We start from the raw sequence: 23,798 nt of genomic DNA, 5'->3' as shown, positions 1-23,798 counted from the left end.
ATCTACTCTAGATGATATTTTAGTCATTACGAAACGGGGCCAGCCTCGTTCGACTATGTGCCAGGATAACCTGATGTAAGTCTTTAGTCCGAGGCAGCCCTTTTGATGGAGGTACGACATGTGGTAGGCAACCCCCGTATATCAGACTGCCGACCGTCGACGATGGACGGGCCTTCGGGCCCTGCTCTTTACTGAAAAACAAAAATTAGGGGCCGGATACTTGACAGTCTCGTTCAAATCAGATTTGGCAGAGAAACTGCCCGTTCAAATGCATATGCAAACCGATAAAGATTGGCCTCATCCCAGGGACGACCGATCAGCTGTAACCCAATCGGCAATCCCGATTCCGAAAATCCGCACGGAATCGATAGACTCGGGAAGCCATTAAAATTCGTCGGACTTGTTAGACGAACAAGCGTGCTGAGGACAGGCTCTGTATTGTCTTTCATCTTTATTTCTCTCTGTTCGATATTCGGCGGCAAAATGGGAAGAGTGGGCGTTACGATGACATCGACATCGCTCAGAGCCCGGAGGAATGCGTGTTTGGCCTTATGCCTTTGTTGTTGGGCTAGTACATATTCGTGTGCCTTGATCCGCTCGGCCCTCAAGAGACGTTCTTTTACTTCCCGGTCATATTGCTCAGGAAACTTTTCAAGTGTATCTTTGTGGACCGCAAACGCTTCACTGCTTAACGTCAGTCGTTGAGCCATGAATATGGTTTCGAGATTGGTGACGTCGATGACACGCACGCGGGCACCTAAAGACTTGAAAATCTCTACAGCGTTTCTCACCTTCGTGTCTACTTCAGGATCCAGGTTGTCATAATAATAGGACGAGGGTACTCCGATCACGGTTCCCTGAATGCTTTGTCCTATCAGTCTGGTAAAATCTTCGTCTTTTGTCCTTTCGGAATACGGATCCCGTTCATCATATCCCGATAGAACATTTAACAAAACCGCATTATCAAGAACCGTTCGCGTCATGGGGCCTACATGGTCCATTGTCCAGCTCAGTGGGTACACACCATATTTGCTGACTCTCCCAAAGGTTGGCTTCATGCCCACAATCCCACAGCATGTGGCCGGTATGCGAATGGATCCCCCCGTATCTGTCCCCAGGGCTCCATAGCATAGAGCCGCAGCAACGGCTGCACCTGAACCGCTACTGGATCCGCCGGTTATTTTCGTAAGATCATATGGGTTCTTCACTGCACCAAAGTACGAACGGTCTCCAGTCGAACCGTACGCAAACTGATGGGTATTCAATTTACCAATGATAATAGCGCCTGCTTGCTTCAGCTTCTCCACGACGCCAGCATCGTAATCAGGAATAAAATCTTTATAGATTTCAGATCCCATGGTGGTTCGAGCATTTTTTGTATAAATTACATCTTTTAAAGCAATTGGAATCCCATGCAGCGGGCCTTTCCAATGTCCTACAGCTATTTCTTTTTCTGTTTGCACGGCTGCTTGAAGTGCATCTTCGTAAAAGACGGTAATATAGGCATTTAGTTTTGCATTGATTGCATCGATTCGCTGCAGGAGTTGTTGAGTTACTTCTACGGGCGATAGTTCTTTTCTTTTTATCGCCGCTGATAAAGTTAGCAGATCCCATTGCAAAAAATGCTCGTGATTTGTCTTGCCCACTAGCATTGACTCCTTTCTGGTTGTTTTCTCGATTGTTTCTGATGCGGCCGAATGTTGAATAAGCAAATTCTGTGCCATTGGCTGGAGCTCGGTTGATGAGAACCGTGCATAGCCTGTCCATTTGGAGGTTCTATAATCTGGCATGAAATTTGCTTGTGGTGTGATGGACGGTACTAAAGTCCGGCGAGACGAGTTTGTGAGCACTCGGACCGTTGTTCTTGTAGCGTTTTTCGGGAGGGAACAGGATGTATATTCCGGAAGAATTTTACATGCGAAACAAAGATGTCATGATTCAATTCATACGCGAAAACAGTTTTGGAATTCTTTTCTCCCAGGTCAAAGGTCGTCCTTTTGCGACCCATTTACCGTTGTTGTTGGATCCGGATCGAAAAAAACTTTTCGGACATCTAGCAAAGGCGAACCCGCATTGGCGCGAACTCGACAACAAGGAAGTTCTAATCGTTTTTCAAGGACCTCATGCTTACATCTCACCTTCTTGGTACGTCGAGAAGCAGGCCGTTCCCACTTGGAACTATGTGGCCGTACACGTCTCCGGTAACTGCCAAATCGTCAGAGACGAGAAAAAACTGCATTGTCTTTTAAGGGAGATGGTCCGATTTTACGAACCGAACTCCCCACTTCTGGAGCGATTAGACGAGGAGTTCTATGTCAAATTGGAGAAGACTGTTGTTGGGATCGAAATCGAAATCACGGCGGTGGAGGGGAAGGCAAAGCTCAGTCAAAACAAGTCTCCAGAAACGGTCCGAGGCGTGATTGAGGGGCTGAACAACTCAAAGGATTACCAGGCTTGTGAAGTGGCCAACCTGATGCAGGTTCTTCTCGACACGATGGATAAGAAGTGACTCACGATCGGTAGCTCTGAGGGGGCTCTTTACGGTTTTGTCTGCAGAAGATTTTTCGGGATTATGATGTATCCGTGAATCACAAAGAAGAGACTTTATGCAGATTCGTTGGATTTGCGGCTGGAACTGGTTTCGAAGGAAGCGGGAAGGGAGCTTTCGGCGGCTTTGGCGGGGCGTGACAAGGGGGCACCCCCGTCTTTTTTCTCCGTATTGGTGATGGAGTTGGTGGCCGGGCGGTGCACCGATACGTGGACTGGAGCGATCTGAATTTGGAGTACAAAATCGTCGCCCGGATCGACCAGCAAAGGCGCATCCAGTGGAACAAGTGCTATATCTCCTGCGAAGATGCGGCGCATCAGTGCATCGACCGGGTGCAGACGGCATCGGGTAACATGATGCTCGTCGTGGATGAATCCGAGTGTGTGGGATGCAACCTCTTCTTCGCCGTGCAGCAAATCCGCGGCATCGCTGACCTCCAGAACGTGCACCCATCGTACCGGGCGCCGTATGCCGCGTCCCCCCGGCTACCACTTTGGCCTCTTGAAAAATCGGACGACGAAGCACGTCTTTGATGCGAAAGGGTTCTCCGACGGTCATGGGCTCTCCCCCTTCTCTGAACATATCAAACCGGGACCGATGCGTTCACGGATGCGGCGATTTTTCTCGGAATTCGAGTTGTGGTGTAGAATGAGAGGAAACGTAGGGTCGTCGCAGAACCGGGACGCGTCGCTGAGAAAGGGGAGCGGTGCATGGATATCGGAATTGTCTGCCGATCGAAAGCGGAACGGAAGCGAATCGAGAAAGCGTTGCAGGAAGCGGGGGAGGAAGCGTTCGTGGCGGTCTGTAAAGGCGACCGTTCTCCTCCGGGCGAGGAGGGGCCGGCAGAATCCTCGGCCACCCTTTGGCTGGTGCCCGAAGGCCGGACCGCCCCCGGGCCCGGAATGCCCGTCATCCTCGACCCTGGTTTATGGGAACGATCCGAATATTTGGCCGCCCTGTGCGGAGCGGTCCGGCGGATGGACTCCCTGTACCCGATGCTTGAGCAACAGCTGCAATTTTACCGGACAATCGTGGATCTGTCCCACGACGGCATTATCGGTGTGAACAACGAAGGCCGGGTGGTGGTGTTCAATCCGGCGGCCGGAGAGATCCTGGGAATACCCGTTCAGGAGGCCCTGGGTAAAATCATCACGGAATTCAACCCGGGTGCCGGACTTCCGCGGGTGCTGGAGCGAAAGACCCCGGAAAAAGATGAGCTGCGTCAGGTCGGCGGCCGGACGGTGGTGGCGAACCGGGCTCCGATCATCCGGCGGGGAGAGCTGATCGGGGCTGTGTCCACGTTCCGTGATGTCACCCAGCTGCAGCAATACGAACAGTCGATTCGCCGCAAGCTGCATCACCGGGGGCTCGCGGCGAAATGGACCTTGGAAGATATGGTGGCGGAGTCTCCGGCCATGCGGGAGTTGGTGGAATTGGCCCGAAGGTACGCAGGAGTCGATTCCACGGTGCTTTTGATGGGAGAATCAGGAACGGGGAAAGAGATTTTGGCCCAGGGGATCCATTCCGCCAGTCGTCGTAGGGGCGGCCCCTTTGTGGCTCTCAATTGTGCGGCGGTACCGGAGACGCTGTTGGAAAGTGAGTTGTTCGGTTATGAAGAAGGGTCGTTCACCGGGGCGCGAAAAGGAGGCAAGCAGGGTCTGTTCGAACTGGCGCACGGAGGAACGCTGTTTCTCGATGAAATCGGGGAGCTGCCCATCGCTCTTCAGGCCCGGCTCCTGCGGGTGTTGCAGGAACGGGAGGTGATGCGCTTGGGCGGTACCCGGGTGATTCCCGTGGATGTGCGCATCATTGCCGCGACAAACCAGGATTTGACATCTCTCATGGAACGGGGCATGTTTCGCCGGGATCTCTTTTTTCGGCTGGCCGTGCTGGTATTGTCCGTTCCGCCGTTGCGGGAACGAACCGAGGACATTCCGCACCTGGTGCGGGCGTTCGTGCGGGAATGGATAGATGGGGGAGGCAAGCACATCCTCCCTCCGCCGGAGGAAGATTTGGAGCGCATGAAGGACTACCCGTGGCCCGGAAATGTGCGGGAATTGCGAAATCTGGTGGAACGGGCCATCGTCCTTTGTCACGCGGGACAGGCCCTTCGCCTGTTTCAGCCCGGGGTGTGGTTGCCGTTTCGGATGGAGAGGGCTCCGGCAAGGGACGCGGGTGACGTCGGAGGGGCTCCGGCCGCGAATGGTCCCGCCTGGGCCGAGACAATGCATCCCGAGGTGGACAGCGGGAGTTCGGAGATTGTTCCGGGGGTATCGCGAGACGCCGGCGGGGAACAGCCGCCCCGCGATGCGATGCCGCCCATCTTCCCGGATCGCTACCGGGAAGGTCGGGACAGTGAGCGGGAGTGGGCCCACATTTGTCGGGTGCTGGAGGAAGAAGGGTGGCGCATCGGACGGGCCGCCAAGCGTTTGGGGATGCATCGGACAACGTTGTGGCGGAAGATTCGCCGGCATGGGGACGCGAACGGGCGGCCGGCGGAGCGGCGGGCAGACGGCCGCTAGCGCGCTGGGACACAGGGCCCCCTTCCAAGCCATGAAAGACAAGAGCGATGTATAATTCCGGTGCAATACTCCGATGCGTCATTCATATTCGCCGAGTGACTTGAACCCGGGTATCTCCACGCTTTTCGGGGGGACTACTTGATCATCTGCAACCGGATGAAACAAGATGCAACATTCAGATGCCGGAACGGTCGGATATGCTGTTGCGGTAGGTTGCAATTTTTCCGGATTTGAATCGTGAATGACGGAAATCCGGCGTCCGTCCGGTGGTCCACGGCTTTCCACCATGGGCATTGTTCTTGCTTGAGATGGGGCGTATCCATCGGTCGCATTCGATCCGGGTGCGGCCGTAGCGAAAGGGGGACTCTTGTGCGGACCCACCGCATCGCTGTGATCCCGGGGGACGGGATCGGACCGGAAGTCGTCCGGGAAGGCGTGAAAGTTCTGGAAGCGGCCACCACGCGTGCCGGGACGTTCCGCCTGGAATTCGACTGGCTTCCCTGGAATTGCTCGTATTATCGACGTCACGGCCGGATGATGCCGAAAGACGGTATTGAACAGTTGCGCGCCTATGACGGCATCTATCTCGGAGCCGTCGGGGACCCCTCGGTGCCCGATCACGTGTCGGTTTGGCAGGTGATTCTGCCCATCCGGAAAGCTTTCCAACAATATGTCAACCTGCGACCGGCCAAGCTCCTGGCCGGGTTGGAGAGTCCCCTTCGCCACAAGGAGGCCCGGGACCTCGATTTTGTCATCGTCCGGGAAAACACCGAAGGGGAATACTCGGACATCGGCGGACGACTTCATCCCGGCACGCCGGTGGAGATGGCGGTGCAGACCAGTGTTTTCACCCGATACGGGATCGAACGGGTGGCCCGGTACGCCCTGTCTCTGGCCCGGAGGCGCCGGGGCCGTGTGGCCGTGGCCACCAAATCGAACGGGTTGGCGCACACGATGCCCTACTGGGACGAGGTGATCCGGAGTTGCCGGGTGGAGTTTCCCGATGTCGATGTGTCCTTTTATCACGTCGACGCCCTGAGTACGCTTTTTGTGCTGCGGCCGGAGACTCTGGACGTGGTTCTGGCCACCAATCTCTTCGGCGACATCCTCTCCGACCTCGGGGCGGCGGTGGTCGGGGGGCTGGGCGTGGCTCCGGCGGGGAACATCAACCCGGAAAAACGCTTCCCTTCGATGTTCGAGCCGGTGCACGGCTCGGCTCCGGACATCGCCGGCAAAGGCATCGCCAATCCGATTGCCGCCATCTGGAGCGGAGCCATGATGTTGGAGCATTTGGGATACCCGGAGCCGGCGGCGGAGGTGGTGCGGGCGATCGAACAGGTCTTGGCGGAGGGCCGGGTGCGGACCCGGGATTTGGGCGGTACGGCGAGCACCGAAGAGGTGGGGGACGCCGTCGTCCGCGCTCTGGAGCACCCGAGACCGGTCGGGGCGAGACCGCGGTGAAAGGAGGGAAGCAACCGGTGATTGCAGAACGCATGACCATCGCCGGCCGAGACGGTCTGCCGGTGTACGGGTTGTGGATCGACGGCAAAGCGGTGGAAGGGGCGGAGCCGGTTCTGGTGCGCAACAAATTCACCGGCGAGCCCATGGCCTGGGTGTGCACGGCTTCCCGGGAAGACGTGGACCGGGCGGTGGCGGCGGCGGAACGATCTTTCCGCAGCCGGCTGTTGTCGCCTTTCGAGCGGTACGAATGGCTCAGCGCCGCCGCGACGTGGATCCGGGCCCGCCGGGAGGAACTGGTGACCCTGTTGGTGGACGAGGTGGGCAAGCCCCACAAGGACACCGTGGTGGAGGTGGACCGGGCTTACCACGCCATGCTCCTGGCGGCCGAGGAGGCCAAGCGCATCGGGGGCGAGGTGCTTCCCGTGGACAGCATCCCGGGATCCGAACGCAAAATGGGTTTTGCAATCCGGGTGCCCCTGGGTGTCGTGGCGGGGATCACCCCCTTCAACTATCCGTTTTTGCTGGCGGTCCACAAAATCGCCCCGGCCCTGGCGGCGGGCAACGCCATCGTCATCAAACCCGCACCTCAAACTCCCATTTCCACCCTGGTGTTGGTCCAGGGGCTTGTGGAGTGCGGCGGGCCTCCCGGCCACATTCAGGTGATCCAGGGCGGGGCGGAGGTCGGCCAATGGATGCTGGAGCACCCGGGTTTCCGGTTCTACACCTTCACCGGGAGCGCCCGTGCCGGAGAGCGGATCAAGGCCGGGACCGGGCTGCGGCGGGTCGCGCTGGAACTCGGAAACAGTTCGCCCAACATCGTCCATTCCGACGCCGATGTGGTGCGGGCGGTTCGGATCTGTGCGGCCCGGGCGTTTTCCGCGGCGGGACAGGCGTGTATTTCCGTGCAGCGGCTGTACGTCCATGCACCGATTTTTGACGAATTCGTCGAGCGGTTTGTGGAGCGGGTCAGGGACCTGAAGGTTGGGGATCCCCGGGATCCGAAAACGGATGTCGGGCCGATGATCAGTGAACAGGACGCCGTCCGGGCCGAAACCTGGGTGCGGGAGGCGGTGCCCAAGGGGCCCGGCTGCTCGCCGGGGGAACCCGGGACGGGGCGATCCTGGAGCCCACGGTGCTGACGGACGTGCGGCCTGAGATGAAGGTGGTGTGCGAAGAGGTCTTCGCTCCGGTGGTGACGATCACGAAGTACAATACGTTCGACGAGGCTCTGGCCATGGCCAACGACTCGCCGTACGGACTTCAGGCCGGACTGTTCACCCGGGACGTGAGCCGGATCATGCGGGCCGCCCGGGAGCTGCAATACGGCGGGCTGATTGTGAACGATGCTTCGACGTATCGGTCCGACCTGGTGCCTTACGGCGGCGTCAAAGGCAGCGGCATCGGCCGGGAGGGGCCGAAATACGCCATCGAAGAGATGACGGATTTGCATGTGGTGATCGTCGATTTGACCGAAGAAGGGGAGGACCGTTGATGTCGGCGGAAGGAACACAACCAGCCGGTGAGGCGATGCTGAGACTCGCGGGAAAGACGGCGGTGATCACCGGGGCGGCCTCGGGAATGGGCCGGGCAGGTGCCGAGCTGTTTGCCCGCCACGGGGCGGCGGTGGTGGTGGCCGACCTGGACGGAGAAGGGGCTGAGCGGGTGGCGGCGGCCATTCGGGAAGTCGGCGGACGGGCGACGTCGGTCCGGGTGGACGTGACCCGGGAGGAGGATGCCCGGCTTATGGTCGAGACGGCGGTGCGGGAGTTCGGCCGCATCGACTTGCTCTTCAACAACGCCGGGATTCCCATGCCCTTCACCCCGGTGGAGGAAGTTCGGCTGGAGGACTGGCAGCGGATCATGGATGTCAATGTCAAGGGCGTGTTTCTGGGATGCCGGGCGGCCGTGCCGTACATGAAACGCCAAGGGGGAGGGGTGATCCTCAGTACGGCGTCCACCGCGGGCATTCGGCCGCGACCCGGTCTCAACGCTTACTGCGCATCCAAGGGTGCGGTGATCGCACTCACCAAATCCCTCGCTCTGGAGTTAGCGCCCTGGAAGATCCGGGTGAACTGCATCAACCCCGTGGCCACCGACACCCCGATGTTGAACCAGTTTATCGGCGGCGGGGATCTTGAGGAGGGACGGCGGCGGTTCTTGGAAACGGTGCCGCTCGGCCGGCTCGCTCAGCCCGAGGACATCGCACGGGCCGCCCTGTTCCTGGCCTCGGATGAGGCCGATCTGATCACCGGTGTGGCCTTGGAAGTGGACGGCGGACGATGTGTGTAACCGTAAAAGGGGAGGGCTGATCATATTGTCTATTTTCCTGGTTTCTTCCGATATTGGTGGTACCTTTACGGATACGGTGGTGTTGGATCGTGAAGGAAGAGTGGGCAGATATAAATCGCCCACTGTACCGAATGATCCAGCGGTAGGGATTCTGAGTACATTGGAGTTGGCAGCACGTGAGAAAGGGATGTCCCTTACTGAATTTATTAGTCATATTGCATTGTTTGCTCACGGGACTACCGTTGCAACCAATGCAATGCTGGAAAATCGTCGTGCGGTCGTCGGTTTGATTCAGACCCGGGGATTTGGTGATACTTTATCCATCATGCGGGGGTTCAAGTCTCTGGGGCTTGAAGAAGAGGATGTAAAGCATTTTCGAATGTTGGTCAAACAACCTCTCGTTGTGCCCAAATCCTTGATTGCGGAGGTGAGCGAGCGAGTCGATTACCGGGGACGGGTCGTCATGCCCCTCGATGAGGAAGACGTTCGGCGTGCGGTGCGGAAGCTTATACAAAATGGGGCGGAAGTATTTGCTGTCTCATTGTTGTGGTCCTTCAAGAATGACGCACACGAACGACGCATTGCGCAGATTATCGAGGAGGAAAAACCGGGAAGTATTGTTACGCTCTCTTCGGACATATTGCCGCGTCTTGGCGAATATTCCCGAACCGTTACGGCGGCAATCAATGCCAGCCTGCGCCCGGTCTTGCGACGAGCCATCACAAGTTTGCAACGCCGACTGACAGAGAACGGACTGGCAACGGAACCGCTGATCATGCAGTCTAATGGAGGTCTTTGTCCGGCCTCTGAGATTGAACGGCAGGCTGCATCCACCGTGATGTCGGGGCCGGTGGGGGGAGTGATTGCCTCGTCCTATCTCGGCCAACGGTTGGGACGACAGAATATCGTGGCGACAGATATGGGCGGCACCAGTTTCGACGTGGGCCTCATTCTGGATGGTCAGCCGGTCATGAGCCATGTGACCCGGATTGAACGAAATGATATTGCTTTGTCTTCCGTTGCCGTGCGTACAATCGGGGCCGGCTCTGGGAGTATCGCCTATGTGCGCAATGGATACCTGGCCGTCGGGCCGCAAAGCGCAGGAGCGGAACCGGGCCCCGCCTGTTACGGGAAAGGCGGGGATAATCCGACCGTGGCCGATGCGGACGTCGTCCTCGGTTACCTGAACCCCGATCATTTTTTGAATGGTCGCATGCGCCTGGATAAAGAACTCGCTGTTCGGGCCATCGAGCAGAAAATCGCGAAGCCGTTGGGGATGTCCGTGGAGGAGGCGGCGGAGGGAATTAAGTCCATTGTTGACAATCGTATGGCGGACCTTATTCGGCAAATGACGATTCGCCAAGGTCTTGACCCCAGCGATTTTACTCTGTTTGCGTACGGGGGAGCCGGCCCGACCCACGCATTTTCCTATGGGGAGGAACTCGGTATGACAGAGATTGTAGTTCCTCTAACGGCTTCGGTGCACTCTGCATTCGGTATTCTGGCTTCAGACTTTACGGCGGTTGAGGAATTGTCCGAACCGATGCAAAGCCCACCCGGCAGTACCGATTATGCGGCAAGTCTCTCCCATGAAAAAATAAACGAAATTTTTCACGTTTTATCGGACAAATGTTTATTTCGTTTGAAAAAAGCGGGGTTAGATCCGGACCAATGTATACTGAGCCGCTCAATCGAGATGCGTTTTCGGTTTCAAATCCACGAACTGACAGTACCGGTGGATGAGTTCCCGATCGAGGATGAAACGGTCAACCGTATCGTTGAGAAATTTATCGATATCTATGAAGCGCGTTTCGGCAAGGGGTCGGCTTTTCGAGCAGCGGGGGTTGAGATGACCACGTTTCGCGTGGTTGCCAAAGGCCGGCGAGTAGACGTTGAACTTGGTCGAGCGACCGCCGCCAAGGAACGGTTTCGTGCGATACCCGACGGCCATCGAGAGGTGTATTTCAAAGGAGGACGGCATACAACACGGATCTTCGACGGAGAACATCTGCGTCCGGGAGCCGTGGTTGAAGGCCCTGCGGTGATTGAGATGTCCGATACGACCATCGTGGTCGGGCTAGAGCAGGAAGCTACCGTTGATACCATGGGCAACGTTTTGATTCGACTGTGACAGGAGGGTTGATCGTGACACAGCATGCCCACGTTGATCCTATTACCTACGAAATTGTCCGGCACAAACTCTGGTCGATCAACGAAGAAGGTTCGGCGACAATGATCCACGTCTCCGGATCTCCGGTTGTTCATGCTACCGACTATAACTTTGGGATTTATACGTCCGATGGGGAGATGGCCGTTATCGGAGTCTACTTGCTCGTCCCGATCTATACGGGGTCAATGGCCATTCGGGAATTTATCCACCGATTCGAGAATATTGAGCCGGGAGACGTGTTTATTATCAATAATCCTTATTTAGCTGCGGAACATCAAAACGATGTTCAGTTTTGCGCTCCTTTCTTTTATAAAGGAGAACTGGTCGCTTGGACGGGCTGCATGGCCCATCAAGTCGACCTCGGCGGTATGGAGCCGGGCAGTTGGTGCCCGAGAGCCACGGATGTATTTCAAGAAGGCTTGCTCATTCCTCCTGCCAAAATTGTGTCTGCCGGTAAGGTTAACCAAGATTTGTGGAACATTATCATTGAGAATTCTCGGATGCCCTTCACTGTATCGAATGATTTCACGGCATTTTTGGCCGCTCACCGTGTTGCACAAGAGCGTCTAACCCAACTGTGCGACAGATACGGCGGGGACACGGTACGTTTGGTGATGAAACAGTCGATCGAAGAATCAGAGTCCGGGCTCCGGAATCTTTTACGAAGTTTACCGGATGGAGTTTTCGAACATACCAGTTTCTTGGACCAAGCCGGAACCGATGAGATTCTTACGGTGCATTGTCGGATGACCAAAAAACACGATCAGCTAATCTTCGATTTCAACGGGAGCAGTCTGCAGACCACCGCCTATGGGAATGCGACACGGGCTGGAACTGTAGGGGCCGTGGCGACGTTGATGTTGGCCCTGTTCGGCTCTGAGCTGCCGTGGAATCACGGATTAATGAGGCCTGTTCAGGTATTGGCGGAGGATGGACTCTGTGTGACGGCGATCCCTCCCGCCCCGGTGAGCGGAGGAGCGGCCGGAGCCAACTGGGTCGCCATGTGCGCGGCTGCAGGTTGTATTTCGAAAATGGTGAGTTTGAACGAACAGTATGCATCTTTGGCGTTTGGTCCAGGAGACGGCTCCTGGCAACTTGCTCAATTCGGGGGCTTGAATCAATACGGTGAGCCCTTCGCGGCGATGTATCTCGACTCTCTTCTCTGGGGCGGGCCCGCTTTTTCCTTTCGCGACGGGGTGGACAGCGGGGGAGCCATGGTGATTCTCGGCGGCGGAACAGAAGATGTAGAGCAGCAAGAGTTGCTGCAACCATTGATGTATTTGTGGCGCCGGGAAGTTCCCGATTCGGGTGGAGCCGGTAAATTTCGAGGGGGAAACGGCATTGAGTTTGCCTTGACGCCGATCGATACCGATGAAGTTGTGGCTACACTGGCTACCCATGGAGTTAAAGTGCCTCTTCGGACTGGAATATTCGGAGGCTATCCCGGCTCCTGCGCTCGATACGAACTGGTGCGGAACACGGATTTGGGAACTAGAATGGCCCGCGGCATACCGATTGGGCGGCTGAACGAACTGAATGGTGAATATGAATTATTGTCGTCTGTTACTGCTGGATTGCGGTTGAAGAAGGGCGATGTAGTAAATATATTCCTTCAAAATGGAGGCGGGTACGGTGATCCGTTAGACAGGGATCCTGTCCGAGTGTTGACCGATGTTCTAAATGGTGCGGTTACCCCCGAATGGGCAAGAAAACTGTACGGTGTCGTGGTAGACTCCGGACGAATCGACGAAGTGGAAACAAGGACGTTGAGGGAGACCCTGAAACGTGAACGTCTACTTGCCATGAGCAGACCCGCGAGCGCTTCCAAGGTTGATTTGCAAGCACCTATAGACCACCATCAGCATCTGATTTGGGGAGACAGTCTGGCCCTCTATTCGGTTCATGAGCAAACCGCTGTGCACTGCAGACACTGCAATAATTATCTTGGAGAGTTAACTGATGACTGGAAAGCCTTAGTCGGAGTGATTCGTCTTAACGTAGATGAGTTGGGTCCGTTCAGGGCGGTGGATGAACGACTTGCTGTCGAGCAATATGTGTGTCCGCAATGTGGGGCTTCACTATGGGTGGATGTTGTACACTCGGGTCTGGAGAGTAGAAACCGTGACTTTTCCATTTCCTTGACCTCGAAATCCATTGAATAGAGTTTATGGAAATTAAACCCACAGGGCCGCTCATTTATCCCACGGGCGGCCCTGTGGCCTAATCAAAGTAAAAGTTAATGTCAATGACCGGTCTTAGAAAAAGTGACATTAAATTCATAATATAACTCCGGATGGGGGGACTGCCGTGACAATCGGGAATCCTGCTGAGATCGACCAAGATGAACTCATCCGTCTGACCCAGGCGTTGGTCCGCATCCCGAGCGTGTATCGACCCGGAGAACCCGGCGGCACCGAGGCGGAGGTGGCCCTGTTCATTGCCGACTATTTAAGGAAACTCGGGGTGGAAGTGTTTGTGGAGGAGGCTGCCCCGGGCAGACCGAACGTGATCGGCAGAATTCGGGGCCGGGGGCCGGGGAAAACCCTCCTGTTCGAAGGTCACACCGATGTGGTGACCGCCGGGGATTCCGGACGATGGTCGGTGGATCCCTTCGGCGGCGAGTTGTTGGATGGAAGGATATACGGCCGGGGGGCCTGCGACACCAAAGGCAACACCGCGGCGATGATCCTGGCCGCCAAAGCCCTTCTGGATGCCGGCCGGGATTTTCCGGGGACGATTCTGTTGTGCATTCCCGTGGATGAAGAGGGCATGATGATCGGGATCAAACATTTTATCCGCCAAGGGTGGGCTCGGGGGGTCGACGGCGCGATCATTTGCGAACCTGAAGAAAATCAGATTTGTGTGGCGCAAAAGGGGGCTTTGCGGATCCGGTTGGATTTCGCCGGGAAAATGGCCCACGGGGCCATGCCGTACGCCGGGATTAACCCCATTCCCCGTCTGGCCAAATTCCTGGTGAATGTGGAACAATGGGAGGAGCGCGAGGTGCGCCGGCTGGGGCGCCATCCGTACCTGGGGGTGCCGCACATCACCCCGACCATCGTTCGGGCGCCCGCCGAAGGAGAGGCCCAGGTCAACGTGGTGCCCGGGGAGGCGACGGTCTTCCTGGATCTGCGGACGGTGCCCGGGCAGGACCACGAGCGGCTCGTCGCGGACGTCCGGGGCATCCTCGATTCCCTGGCCGCCGGGGATCCGGATTTTTCGGCTTCCTTCCAGGTGCTTGATGATCGGCCGTGCACCGAGACCGACCCCGGGGACCCCGTGGTGCGCGCCGTGGCGGAGGCGTACCGGGCGGTGACGGGACGGGAACCGGTCTACAACGGCGTGCCCGGGGCCACGGACGGGACATTTCTGCACGCCTGGGCGGGGATTCCCGTGGTCACCACCGGAGCCGGCAGCCGGACGCTGCCCCATCAGGTGGACGAGTATGTCGACGTGGAGGAACTTGCGATCACGGCCAGGATGTACGCCGAAGCGGCTCGGCGCTTCCTGGCCGGATCAGGGGCGGGGGAATCGTGAACGAACCGTTGATTCGCGTGGAAGACGTATATTTTTCCTACGCCGACCGGGAGGATCGACCGAAGGCGGCGGGTTCCCCGGACGGTGCCGAACCGGGGGAGGGTGCCGGATTGACGACGGGCGGCGAAGATCGTCAGTCGACCGATCGACAGCCGGGCCGCCGGCAGCCCGCGGAAATCCAGCCCGAGACGGATACCGCGGACACGGACGGTCTGGTCCTGCGCGGAGCCTCCCTGGAGGTGTTCCCCGGGGAATTCGTCGCGATCCTCGGCCATAACGGGTCGGGAAAATCGACGCTGGCCAAGCACCTGAACGGCCTGTTGGTACCCCGGAGGGGCGTCGTGCGGGTGGCGGGGCTGGATACCTCGGACCGTCGGAATATTGGACAGATCCGCCGCATGGTGGGCATGGTCTTTCAACACCCGGACAATCAGATCATCGCCGCGACGGTGGAAGAGGATGTGGCTTTCGGTCTGGAGAATCTCGCTTTTCCCAGGGAGGAGATGCGTCGGCGGGTCGAGGACGCCCTGCGCCGGGTGGGAATGTGGGAATACCGGCACCGCTCCCCGCATCACCTGTCCGGGGGGCAAAAACAGCGGGTGGCCATCGCCGGGGTCCTGGCCATGCGTCCGGCGTGCATCGTTCTGGATGAAGCCACCAGCATGCTGGATACCCCCGGCCGGGAGGAGGTCATGGCGGCCGTTCGCGAGCTTCGGGCGGCGGGAGTGACGGTGGTGGCCGTCACCCACCACATGGAAGAGGCGGCCTTGGCCGACCGCATCGTCGTGATCCACGAGGGCCGGGTGGTGATGCAGGGGCTTCCGGAGGAAGTGTTCGGTCGGCGTCAGGAGGTTTTGGCCGCGCTCCACTTGGACGTGCCGGCGGCGGCCGCCGTGTCCCGCCGGATCGCCGAGGTGCTCCCGGGGTTTCCGATGTGCATTCGAACCGAGGAACTCGTCCGGGAGGTGGAGCGGCGGGTAGCTTCCCGCGGCACCGCGGTCCGTACGGCAGATATCCCCGGAGAAGGAGTTTTTTCTTACCCCGGATCTTTCGGTTTTCACGCCGCCGGTCAAATTGACGGTCGGCCGACCGCGGTACGGCCGCAGCCGGGTTCGGAGTGCGCAGAGGATCGGGGGGCAGGGAATCGGACGGGACAAGGGACAGGAGGCGCGGCGGACGAGCGCCCCGGCAAATCGGCTGACCCGATCATCGCCGCCCGGGGCCTCGGCTATGTCTACATGAAAAAGACGCCCTTGGAACACCGGGCACTTCGGGACGTGACCCTCTCGATCCCACGGGGCGGCGTCACCGCCCTGGTTGGACACACCGGATCCGGAAAATCCACCTTGGTGCAGCATTTTAACGGTCTAATTCCCGTCCAGGAAGGGCACCTGACGGTGGATGTGTCCGGATACGCCGACCCGCGGCGGGATTGGAAAATCCTCCGCACCCGGGTGGGCCTGGTGTTTCAATATGCCGAAGACCAACTGTTCGAGCGGCTGATCGGGGATGATGTGGCGTTCGGGCCCTGGCGGCTGGGACTGGCCATCGATGAGGTCAGAGAGCGGGTTCGCCGGGCCATGGAGATGGTGGGGATTCCTTTTGAATGGAAAGATCGGCCGGTATATGCCCTGAGCGGCGGCCAGCGGCGGAAAGTGGCCATCGCCGGGGTCTTGGCCCTGCGCCCGGAAGTGCTTGTGCTCGACGAACCCACGGCGGGCCTCGACCCACGTTCCCGGGACGAACTGCTCGAGCATTTGCTGCGGTTGAACCGGGAGGAGGGGGTGACCCTGGTGTTCATCACCCACAATTTGACCGAGGTGGCCCGGTTCGCCGACCAGGTCATCCTTATGGAGGGAGGGACAGCGGTGTGGTCCGGTTCGCCGGATGAGCTGTTTGACGACCCGCAGCGCTGTGCGCGGTGGAATGTGGGTGTCCCTCCTCACGTCGAGGTGGTGCACCGTCTCCGGGAGCGGGGTGTTGCCGTTGAGGTTGAGGGCTACTCTCCCGATGCGGTGGCCGAGGCGTTAATCAGACGGTTGCTGTCGGAACCGGGCGTCGAGGTGGGGGGATGAGCGGTGAGCAGTTTTGAGTTGACCCGGTATGTCACCATCGGACAGTATATTCCCGCAGATTCGGCGGTCCATCGCCTGGATCCCCGGGTGAAAATCATCCTTTTCGCCATGCTGGTTTTGACGGCGGCATTTGCGTCGACGTACACCGGAAATGTCGTCATGGCGGCGGCGTGTCTGCTGGTTCTGATCGTCTCCCGGGTGCCGGTGGGTTACGGCCTGTCGGGGTTGCGCCCGGCCCTGCCTTTTGTGGTGGTGCTGTTCATCCTGCAGGTGCTGTTCTTGGGCAAGGGCCCAGGAACGGTGGTGCTTTGGCAGGCTGGATGGTTCAGTGTCACCGCCGACGGGCTCAAAATCGCCGTGGTGGCGGTGATGCGATTTTTGGAAATCCTATGTTTGGTCAGTGTTCTCACCCTGACCACCACGGTGAACGATCTGGCCCGGGGCACAGAGGCCCTGCTCCGGCCGTTGGCCCGGATCCGGTTTCCTGTTCATGAAGTGACCTTGATCCTGACCATCACCGTGCGCTTTGTCCCGACGTTTGCCATGGAAATGGAGAAACTGGTGAAGGCACAGGCCAGTCGGGGGGCGGATTTCGGGCATTTTCGCTGGTGGCAGGTGGTTCGGCGCACGAAGCAGACGTTTCCGGTCATCATTCCATTGTTTGTAAGTGCGATGCACCGCGCCGAGGATCTCATCACCGCCATGGAAGCCAGGGGCTATGTTCCGGGCGCCCGGCGAACCACCTATACCGAGTACCGGATGCAGGCCCGGGACGGGGCGGCGGCGGTCTTGGTGGTCGCCTTCTGTGCGGCCATGTGGTTGATCCGGTTTCCCGTGTAGCAGGATCCATCATTTCACGAGAGGAAGGTAATGGGCATGAAACAGAAAAGTGTGTTCACGGTCCGCCAAATCGTGGTCAGCGGAGTTCTGGGGGCCATTGCGGTGCTTCTGGGTGTGACGCAGTTGGGGTTCATTCCGGTGCCCACCGCGGCCGGACACGCAACCATTATGCACGTGCCGGCCATTATCGGGGGGATTTTGGAAGGCTGGGTGGTCGGCGGCATTATTGGATTGATTTTTGGGATTTCGTCGTTCTTGAATGCCACGGTGCCCCTGTTCAAAGATCCGTTGGTGGCGATCCTGCCGAGGTTGTTCATCGGTGTGGCGGCCTATTTTGTCTATCGGGGGCTGCGTCGGTGGAATGATCCACTGGCGGTGGGGGTGGCCGCTTTTGTGGGCTCCGCGACCAACACGGTGTTGGTTTTGGGCATGGCCGTGGTGAGAAACTACATGTCCCTCGGGGTGGCCGCGTCGGTGGCGGTGTTGAACGGCCTGCCGGAAGCGGTGGTCTCGGTGATCGTGACCCTGGCGGTGGTGCTGGCCTGGAAGCGGGTGGACCGGAGGTCGTCCAAGGCGCGGATCTAGGGCGGCCGGCGCCTGCTGCGGGCACAAAAGCGCGGCGAATCGGCCGACGCAATCCCCATTTCGGTGTGAACGGTGTGGGTTTCAGGCACATGTCGACACAGTGGGGGCGATGAACATTTTAAAGGCCGGACCGGCCCGGTTCGCCTGTTCCGCGGTCTAAATGCCGGGGAGTCGGTCAAAGTGACCGACCCAAGGGGTGCACCAAGGCTCCTGGCGGCAGGAAGGAATCTCCCGCCTTCAGGCGGAGAGGAGATCAACGGTGTGGGGGTGACACGAGGGTGAGGGAGAACGGAGACGGTCCGGGAGCGACGTCGGACGGGGTGCAGCGGGCGGCATGGTTTCCCCTGCCCGGTGTACGGATCGGACACGCCCACGATCTGAGGGCGAGGACCGGCTGTACGGTGATCCTCACTCCGGAGGGGGCGGCTGCCGGTGTGGATGTGCGCGGGTCTGCGCCGGGCACCCGGGAAACGGATTTGCTCGACCCGGTGAATCTGGTGCAGGAGGTGCACGGGGTGCTTCTCGCCGGGGGCAGCGCCTTCGGTTTGGCGGCGGCGGACGGGGTGATGCGTTACCTGGAGGAGCGGGGATACGGCCTGGATGTCGGGGTGGGGCGGGTCCCCATTGTGCCCGGTGCGGTGCTGTTTGATTTGGCCGTGGGAGACGGTTCTCGTCGGCCGGACGCGGTGATGGGTTATGCGGCGTGCGAGGCGGCCCGGGAGGTCCCCGAACGGGGGCGGGTCGGGGCTGGAGCCGGCGCCACGGTGGGGAAGGCGCTGGGCCACCTGCGCGCCATGGACGGCGGGCTGGGGACAGCTGCCGTACAATTGCCCGGGGGTCTCGTCGTTGCGGCGGTGGTGGCGGTGAATGCTGTGGGACACGTTGTGGACCCCGCCACCGGGGAGATTCTCGCCGGGCCCCTGGGGGAAGACGGGAAGCCCTTGGACACACTGGCGGTGTGGAGCACAGGGCCGGGTTTCGGGGTCCTGCTGCCCGGGACGAACACCACCATCGGGGTTGTGGTGACCAACGCCCGGATGAGCAAAGTCCAGGCGAAGAAGGTGGCGACCATGGCTCATGACGGCTTGGCCCGGGTGATCCGACCGGCCCACACCATGTATGACGGGGATGCGCTGTTCGCTGTGGCCGTCGGCGGCGTGACCGCACCGGTGGATCTGGTTGGTGCGTGGGCGGCCGAGACGGTGGCGGCGGCTGTCCTCGACGGGGTCCGACAAGCGGCCGCGATCGGCGGAGCGAGCCGGGGCGATTGAATCGCGTTCCGGTTGCTCATCCGCCGCCGGGCCCCTGTTTCTGGACAGTAACAATGGTGGAGCTTATAGCCAAACCACCGGGACACTTTCTTCCACATCGTCCCATCCTCTCGGGTCCCACTAACAGCGTGCAACCAAATTTTTTCATCACCTTGCGAATCGGCGACCCAGTGGCTTCAGTAAACGGACAGAGCGTCACCTTCGATGTGCCGCCGGAACTGTCCGGGGGTCGAACCTTGCTTTCATGACGTTTTGTCAGTGAGGCGTTCGGAATGGCAGTGCATTATCTGGGACCACTATAAACGTCCATCAAACGCTTGCCGCTCATATCGTAAAAGCAGTAGGCTTCCCTCCGGTCCATGACCAGATCGATTCCGATTTTTTGCCAATTTTGCGTCTTGCCAGGGTTCAACCATTTCACGGATTTAGCCAATACCGTTTCTTTAGTCCATTCACCACACATCTCGATTTGAAGGGCATTTGTTTATCACCGTCCTAAACCTGTTGTCAGCCACCATCAACTCTAAAGTCCGGGCGACAAAATTCAGTTATTTTCGGCTGAATATAATTTCTTCATTGGCATCGAAATCCATAGCGACCTGCTTGAGCGAAGCCGGGTTCTGGCTTGCTACACGGCGGAACCAAATGATGCCCACGAACAGGTAGAGGAGAAACAAGTAGGGGAACATGTTATATGGAAACGACGGAACAGGATAGAAACTTCCTATTAACGGAACCATCATGACCAACACGCCTCCCGCACTCAACAACGCGTGGTACAGTTTTAGTTGACCTTCTCGAACCAGGTACACAGTGGTGGCGATGGAGATCAAAATATATGCCAATAAAAACCCATAAGTTGCACTCGTACCCAAATAACCGTAAGCGTCCATCGGTTTGATGCCAACCATAAGGGTCGGTACGAGGAAATTCATAATGGAACACACAGTTACGGCATTGTGTGGTGTTTGGTTTCGTAAATGGGCACGCCCAATCGATTCATGAAAGATCTTGTCACGTCCCATGGCGTACATGATGCGCGAGGCAGCATTGGTTGACGCGAGCGCGCAAGAGAAGAAGCTGATGGACGCACCGAGATCAATCAGCAATGCGAACCAGCCGACGTGGTATTTTGCGGCCAGATCGTTCATCGGAGCCTCGCTGTTTGTCAACGCTGAAGGAGAGCCAAAACCGACGACCTCAATATAGGACATCAGGGCAAAGAAAAGTCCGACAACTATGGTGCTCATGATGACGGCCCTGGGTATCGTTCTGAACGGATTTCGGGACTCTTTCCCCAACGCCGTGGCACTTTCGAATCCCACAAACGAGAACACCGCCAGAACCATTGCCAGGTTTAACCCCGAAAGTGTGACTCCTTGAAGGCTGAACTGGGCTGTATCGATGTGGAATCCAGTGCCCGCTAGGACGATGAAACCCATCGCGGCAATCAGGCTAACCGACACGAACTCCAGGAACAACGCCAACATCGAGGAAAATTTAATATCCTTATAGCTAAGATACCATATGGCAACTCCGCCCACGGCGTAAAGTAAAATGGACGGCGCTTTTGTGCCAAAATAGGCGAGGATTTGATTGACATAGACTGCAAATGCAACTAACGTGGCCATTGCTGTGAACAGGTATGCTGCTAACAGTCCCCAACCGGACAGGAAACCGGCCGTTGCACCAAGCCCCCGAGTCACGTATGTGTACATGGAACCAGATGCAGCAAACCTTCTGGCAAACACGGAGATGTTCATTCCTACGAGTACCAGCCCAACAGTGGTCAGCAGGTATACAAACCATGTCCCCATGCCTGCATTCGCAGCCACCAACGTAATGTTTAGTGTAGGAGTCAATGTTGGCGCAATATTCGCTATGGACTGCGCCAACGTATCCATAAATGAGAGATAATTTCGGCGAAGATCAGAAACACGCGTTGAGGTCGCCACAGCATCGTAACCATCCATTGTACATACCTCCCGGTTTTTGATGGAAGCCCTTTCTGACGGGCACTATCCATGACCTTCCCTTCACAGTCGTTGCCTGAAAAATCCTGCATAATCATATTAGCCCAAGCCAAAGTCATTGATCAGTTATAAAAAGTTACGTAAATACAGCTACATATTACTTTTGGCGACGCTGTTTGTCAACTAATATATCGTTCGTTTCATCAACATATCGCCCATAAGTCTATACACAACGAAAAGATGTCTGATCTTAATTTTTACTAACCGAAAGAATCATGCCGAAAACAGTACCCGTTTCCTCTACGGTTAAAACGATTCCGGGTAATTTCGAGTAGAAACAGGGAAACCATGATGGAGGAGATTATGAAATGAAAAGAGAACCAGTTATTATTATTACGTTGCGATAAATAATTGATCAATATGTCGATGAAAAGAAGGAAATATGACTTGACATCTTACGTTGAAGAAAATAATGTGTAGATATGAATATGTTATCTTTGTTGTCGACTCAATAACATATTCGAAAGTCTGTTTGCAGGCTACAGAACGGAGGGAGAATGACGATGCTTCAATCCCCTGATGAACTTATTTCGAGCGGTGTGAACTACGCCTTAATCTCCTTTGTCGAGCTGAATGGTTTCAGCCGCGCAAAACTGGTCCCGATGTCGGCTCTGAACTCAGTGAAGGAACATGGTGCCGGATTTGCCGGGTTTGCCGCCGGAGACATCGGGCAGGGGCCCCATGATCCAGATCTCGTGGCTATACCTGACCTTGGGTCGATGCAACGGGTGCCTTGGAGGGAGGATGTATGTTGGTTTGCGTCAGACTTGTACGTGGAAGGCCGCTCATGGCCTTATTGTCCGCGGACAGCAGCCAAACGGGTGTTGCGAATGGCTCGAGAAAAGGGATACAGGTTCATGGTGGGGATGGAGCCGGAGTTTTTCCTGCTTCGAAAGGGGGAGGACGGTCGCTTGGAACCGGCGGATTCCCTGGATATGGAGGCGAAACCTTGTTACAATCAGCAATCAATTTTCAGAAATCTTGATTTTATTACCCGCTTGGTTGATGCCATGAATCGACTGGGATGGGGAGTGTATCAATGCGATCACGAAGATGCGAACGGCCAGTTTGAAATCAACTGGGCCTACACGGAAGCGTTGGAGCAGGCGGATCGGCTGACGTTTGCCAGGTTCCTCATCCGGTCTCTGGCCGAGGAGCAAGGTTTGATCGCCACCTTTATGCCGAAGCCGTTTTCTCGCCTGACGGGCAACGGGGCTCATTGCCATGTCAGCCTGTGGGATGAGAAAACGGGCCGGAACCTGTTCCTTCCCGAAGGAGGGGCGGAAGGCAACCCGTTGGCCCTGTCGGACATCGGTCGCTGGTTCATCGGCGGACTGCTGGCCCACGCCCGGGCACTCGCGGCTTTTACAACTCCTACAGTTAATTCCTATAAACGGCTGTGGGCCTCAACCACCGATTCAGGGGCGACATGGGCTCCGGTATACGTCACGTACGGCGGAAACAATCGAACCGTGATGTTGCGGATTCCCGGTGAAGGTCGCGTGGAGTATCGAGCTGTAGACGGAGCTGTCAATCCTTATCTCGCAGTGGCATCCATGGTGGCGGCGGGCTTGGACGGAATCGAACGACAAATAGATCCGGGGCCCCCTTTTGTCGGCAACGCTTATACATTGACATGGGCCGACGCGTCAGAACGGGGCATGACGGTACTCCCCCGAACTTTGAAGGAAGCACTGGAGGCTCTGGACGGTGATGAGGTGCTGACAGAGGCACTGGGTCCCGATTTGGTATCCTTGTATCTCGAGGTCAAGGAACGAGAGTGGAGAGAGTATCATGCCAGCGTCTCCGAGTGGGAAGTCGAGCGTTATCTGCATTTGGGATGAACCGCGGCGGAGACGGATTACGTGCTTTCATCCGTCGCCGCCTCTTTCTTTTCCTCCTCCATATCTTTGGTCACCCGGTTCACCGTCAGTCCACCCCGGTCGACGGGGGAGGACAGGACCACCATCGTTTCTGCGCGTTGGAACCCGTACACTTGATCGATGTTGGTTAACAGAATGCGTTCCAAATCTTCATTGTCGCGGGCCCGAATTTTGACGAGATAATCATAACGTCCCGTCACCACATGGACTTCCTCGATTTCTGGAATGGCCTTCAGGTCTTCAATAGTCTGATATGCGGCCGCTCCTTGGACTGCCATGAGTCCCACGATGGCAGTCACTCGGTAACCCAGAGAAGCCGGGTTCAACCGGGCATGAAATCCTTCAATGATGCCGCGCTGGGTGAGCCGGCGAACCCGTTCGTGGATGGTGACCCGCGACACGCCCGTGTGATTCGCCAGTTCCTGATAGGACAGACGCCCATCCTGCTCCAGCATTTGCAAAATGGTCAAATCTAAAGCGTCCAGTTTTACCGATGCCAAGGCGATCCCCTCACTTCCGTTACCTAGTGTAAACGATAGGCCCTCAACGCGAAACAGCTCAAGGGATAACTGGCGGAAATCATG

Annotated in this window: 16 protein-coding genes and 2 pseudogenes; 15 read left to right on the top strand and 3 right to left on the bottom strand. The window is 57.5% G+C overall.

Translation table 11 applies throughout. The features are described 5' to 3' along the window. Positions 1-233 precede the first annotated feature (233 nt). Positions 234-1,646 carry an amidase gene (locus K6T64_RS02765; RefSeq protein ID WP_288008469.1) on the bottom strand — a complete coding sequence of 471 codons (1,413 nt, stop codon included), beginning with the start codon at positions 1,644-1,646 and terminating at the stop codon, positions 234-236. A 245-nt stretch (positions 1,647-1,891) separates the two neighbouring features. Between K6T64_RS02765 and K6T64_RS02760 the strand changes: the two genes are divergently transcribed. From K6T64_RS02760 to K6T64_RS02695, 14 genes and pseudogenes are all read left to right on the top strand, one after another. Further along, on the top strand, positions 1,892-2,509 hold the full coding sequence (locus K6T64_RS02760; RefSeq protein ID WP_288008468.1) for an FMN-binding negative transcriptional regulator: 618 nt from the start codon (positions 1,892-1,894) through the stop codon (positions 2,507-2,509). 236 nt (positions 2,510-2,745) lie between these two features. Next, positions 2,746-3,081, top strand: a complete 336-nt coding sequence (locus K6T64_RS02755; protein ID WP_288008467.1) for a 4Fe-4S dicluster-binding protein — start codon at positions 2,746-2,748, stop codon at positions 3,079-3,081. Positions 3,082-3,258: 177 nt separating this feature from the next. Continuing rightward, on the top strand, positions 3,259-5,070 hold the full coding sequence (locus K6T64_RS02750) for a sigma-54 interaction domain-containing protein (RefSeq protein ID WP_288008466.1): 1,812 nt from the start codon (positions 3,259-3,261) through the stop codon (positions 5,068-5,070). Between the two features lie 369 nt (positions 5,071-5,439). Beyond that, positions 5,440-6,531, top strand: coding sequence for a tartrate dehydrogenase (locus K6T64_RS02745; protein ID WP_288008465.1), 1,092 nt, complete (start codon positions 5,440-5,442; stop codon positions 6,529-6,531). Positions 6,532-6,563: 32 nt separating this feature from the next. Beyond that, positions 6,564-8,023: pseudogene (locus K6T64_RS02740) on the top strand (aldehyde dehydrogenase family protein). Continuing rightward, positions 8,023-8,820, top strand: a complete 798-nt coding sequence (locus K6T64_RS02735) for an SDR family oxidoreductase (protein ID WP_288008464.1) — start codon at positions 8,023-8,025, stop codon at positions 8,818-8,820. The pseudogene K6T64_RS02740 and the gene K6T64_RS02735 overlap by 1 nt, the downstream one beginning before the upstream one ends. Positions 8,821-8,845: 25 nt before the next feature. Then, positions 8,846-10,951 (top strand): hydantoinase/oxoprolinase family protein, encoded by a 2,106-nt coding sequence (locus tag K6T64_RS02730; RefSeq protein ID WP_288008463.1) that lies wholly within the window; start codon positions 8,846-8,848, stop codon positions 10,949-10,951. A gap of 14 nt (positions 10,952-10,965) precedes the next feature. Next, a complete protein-coding gene (locus K6T64_RS02725; protein WP_288008462.1) occupies positions 10,966-13,152 on the top strand; it encodes a hydantoinase B/oxoprolinase family protein in 2,187 nt (728 codons plus the stop codon). Between the two features lie 145 nt (positions 13,153-13,297). Next, on the top strand, positions 13,298-14,527 hold the full coding sequence (locus tag K6T64_RS02720) for a M20 family metallopeptidase (protein WP_288008461.1): 1,230 nt from the start codon (positions 13,298-13,300) through the stop codon (positions 14,525-14,527). Further along, positions 14,524-16,602: an energy-coupling factor transporter ATPase gene (locus K6T64_RS02715; protein WP_288008460.1), complete on the top strand. Its 2,079-nt coding sequence runs from the start codon at positions 14,524-14,526 to the stop codon at positions 16,600-16,602. Before K6T64_RS02720 ends, K6T64_RS02715 begins: the two co-directional genes overlap by 4 nt. A 3-nt stretch (positions 16,603-16,605) precedes the next feature. Then, complete coding sequence (locus tag K6T64_RS02710) at positions 16,606-17,442, top strand: energy-coupling factor transporter transmembrane component T family protein (protein ID WP_288008459.1); 837 nt, start codon at positions 16,606-16,608, stop codon at positions 17,440-17,442. A 30-nt stretch (positions 17,443-17,472) separates the two neighbouring features. Further along, positions 17,473-18,027 carry an ECF transporter S component gene (locus tag K6T64_RS02705; protein ID WP_100668830.1) on the top strand — a complete coding sequence of 185 codons (555 nt, stop codon included), beginning with the start codon at positions 17,473-17,475 and terminating at the stop codon, positions 18,025-18,027. 22 nt (positions 18,028-18,049) lie between these two features. Further along, positions 18,050-18,187: pseudogene (locus K6T64_RS02700) on the top strand (RNA-guided endonuclease InsQ/TnpB family protein); the annotation flags it as partial. A 118-nt stretch (positions 18,188-18,305) separates the two neighbouring features. Continuing rightward, the gene (locus K6T64_RS02695) at positions 18,306-19,298 is read left to right on the top strand and encodes a P1 family peptidase (protein WP_288008458.1); all 993 of its coding nucleotides are present in this window, start codon (positions 18,306-18,308) and stop codon (positions 19,296-19,298) included. Between the two features lie 548 nt (positions 19,299-19,846). On the opposite strand, the gene K6T64_RS02690 is transcribed toward K6T64_RS02695, so the two are convergent. Next, positions 19,847-21,271, bottom strand: coding sequence for an APC family permease (locus tag K6T64_RS02690; RefSeq protein WP_288008457.1), 1,425 nt, complete (start codon positions 21,269-21,271; stop codon positions 19,847-19,849). Between the two features lie 563 nt (positions 21,272-21,834). On the opposite strand from K6T64_RS02690, the gene glnT reads away from it, so the two are divergent. Continuing rightward, positions 21,835-23,175 carry a type III glutamate--ammonia ligase gene (glnT, locus tag K6T64_RS02685; protein ID WP_288008456.1) on the top strand — a complete coding sequence of 447 codons (1,341 nt, stop codon included), beginning with the start codon at positions 21,835-21,837 and terminating at the stop codon, positions 23,173-23,175. Positions 23,176-23,192: 17 nt separating this feature from the next. Here the strand turns inward: glnT and K6T64_RS02680 are convergent, their stop codons facing one another. Then, positions 23,193-23,714 (bottom strand): Lrp/AsnC family transcriptional regulator, encoded by a 522-nt coding sequence (locus tag K6T64_RS02680; protein WP_197945650.1) that lies wholly within the window; start codon positions 23,712-23,714, stop codon positions 23,193-23,195. Between the last annotated feature and the right edge of the window lie 84 nt (positions 23,715-23,798).

The organism is Kyrpidia sp. (assembly GCF_023512215.1).
GTDB lineage: Bacteria > Bacillota > Bacilli > Kyrpidiales > Kyrpidiaceae > Kyrpidia > Kyrpidia spormannii.
This window is presented reverse-complemented; position numbering and strand designations above follow the sequence as displayed.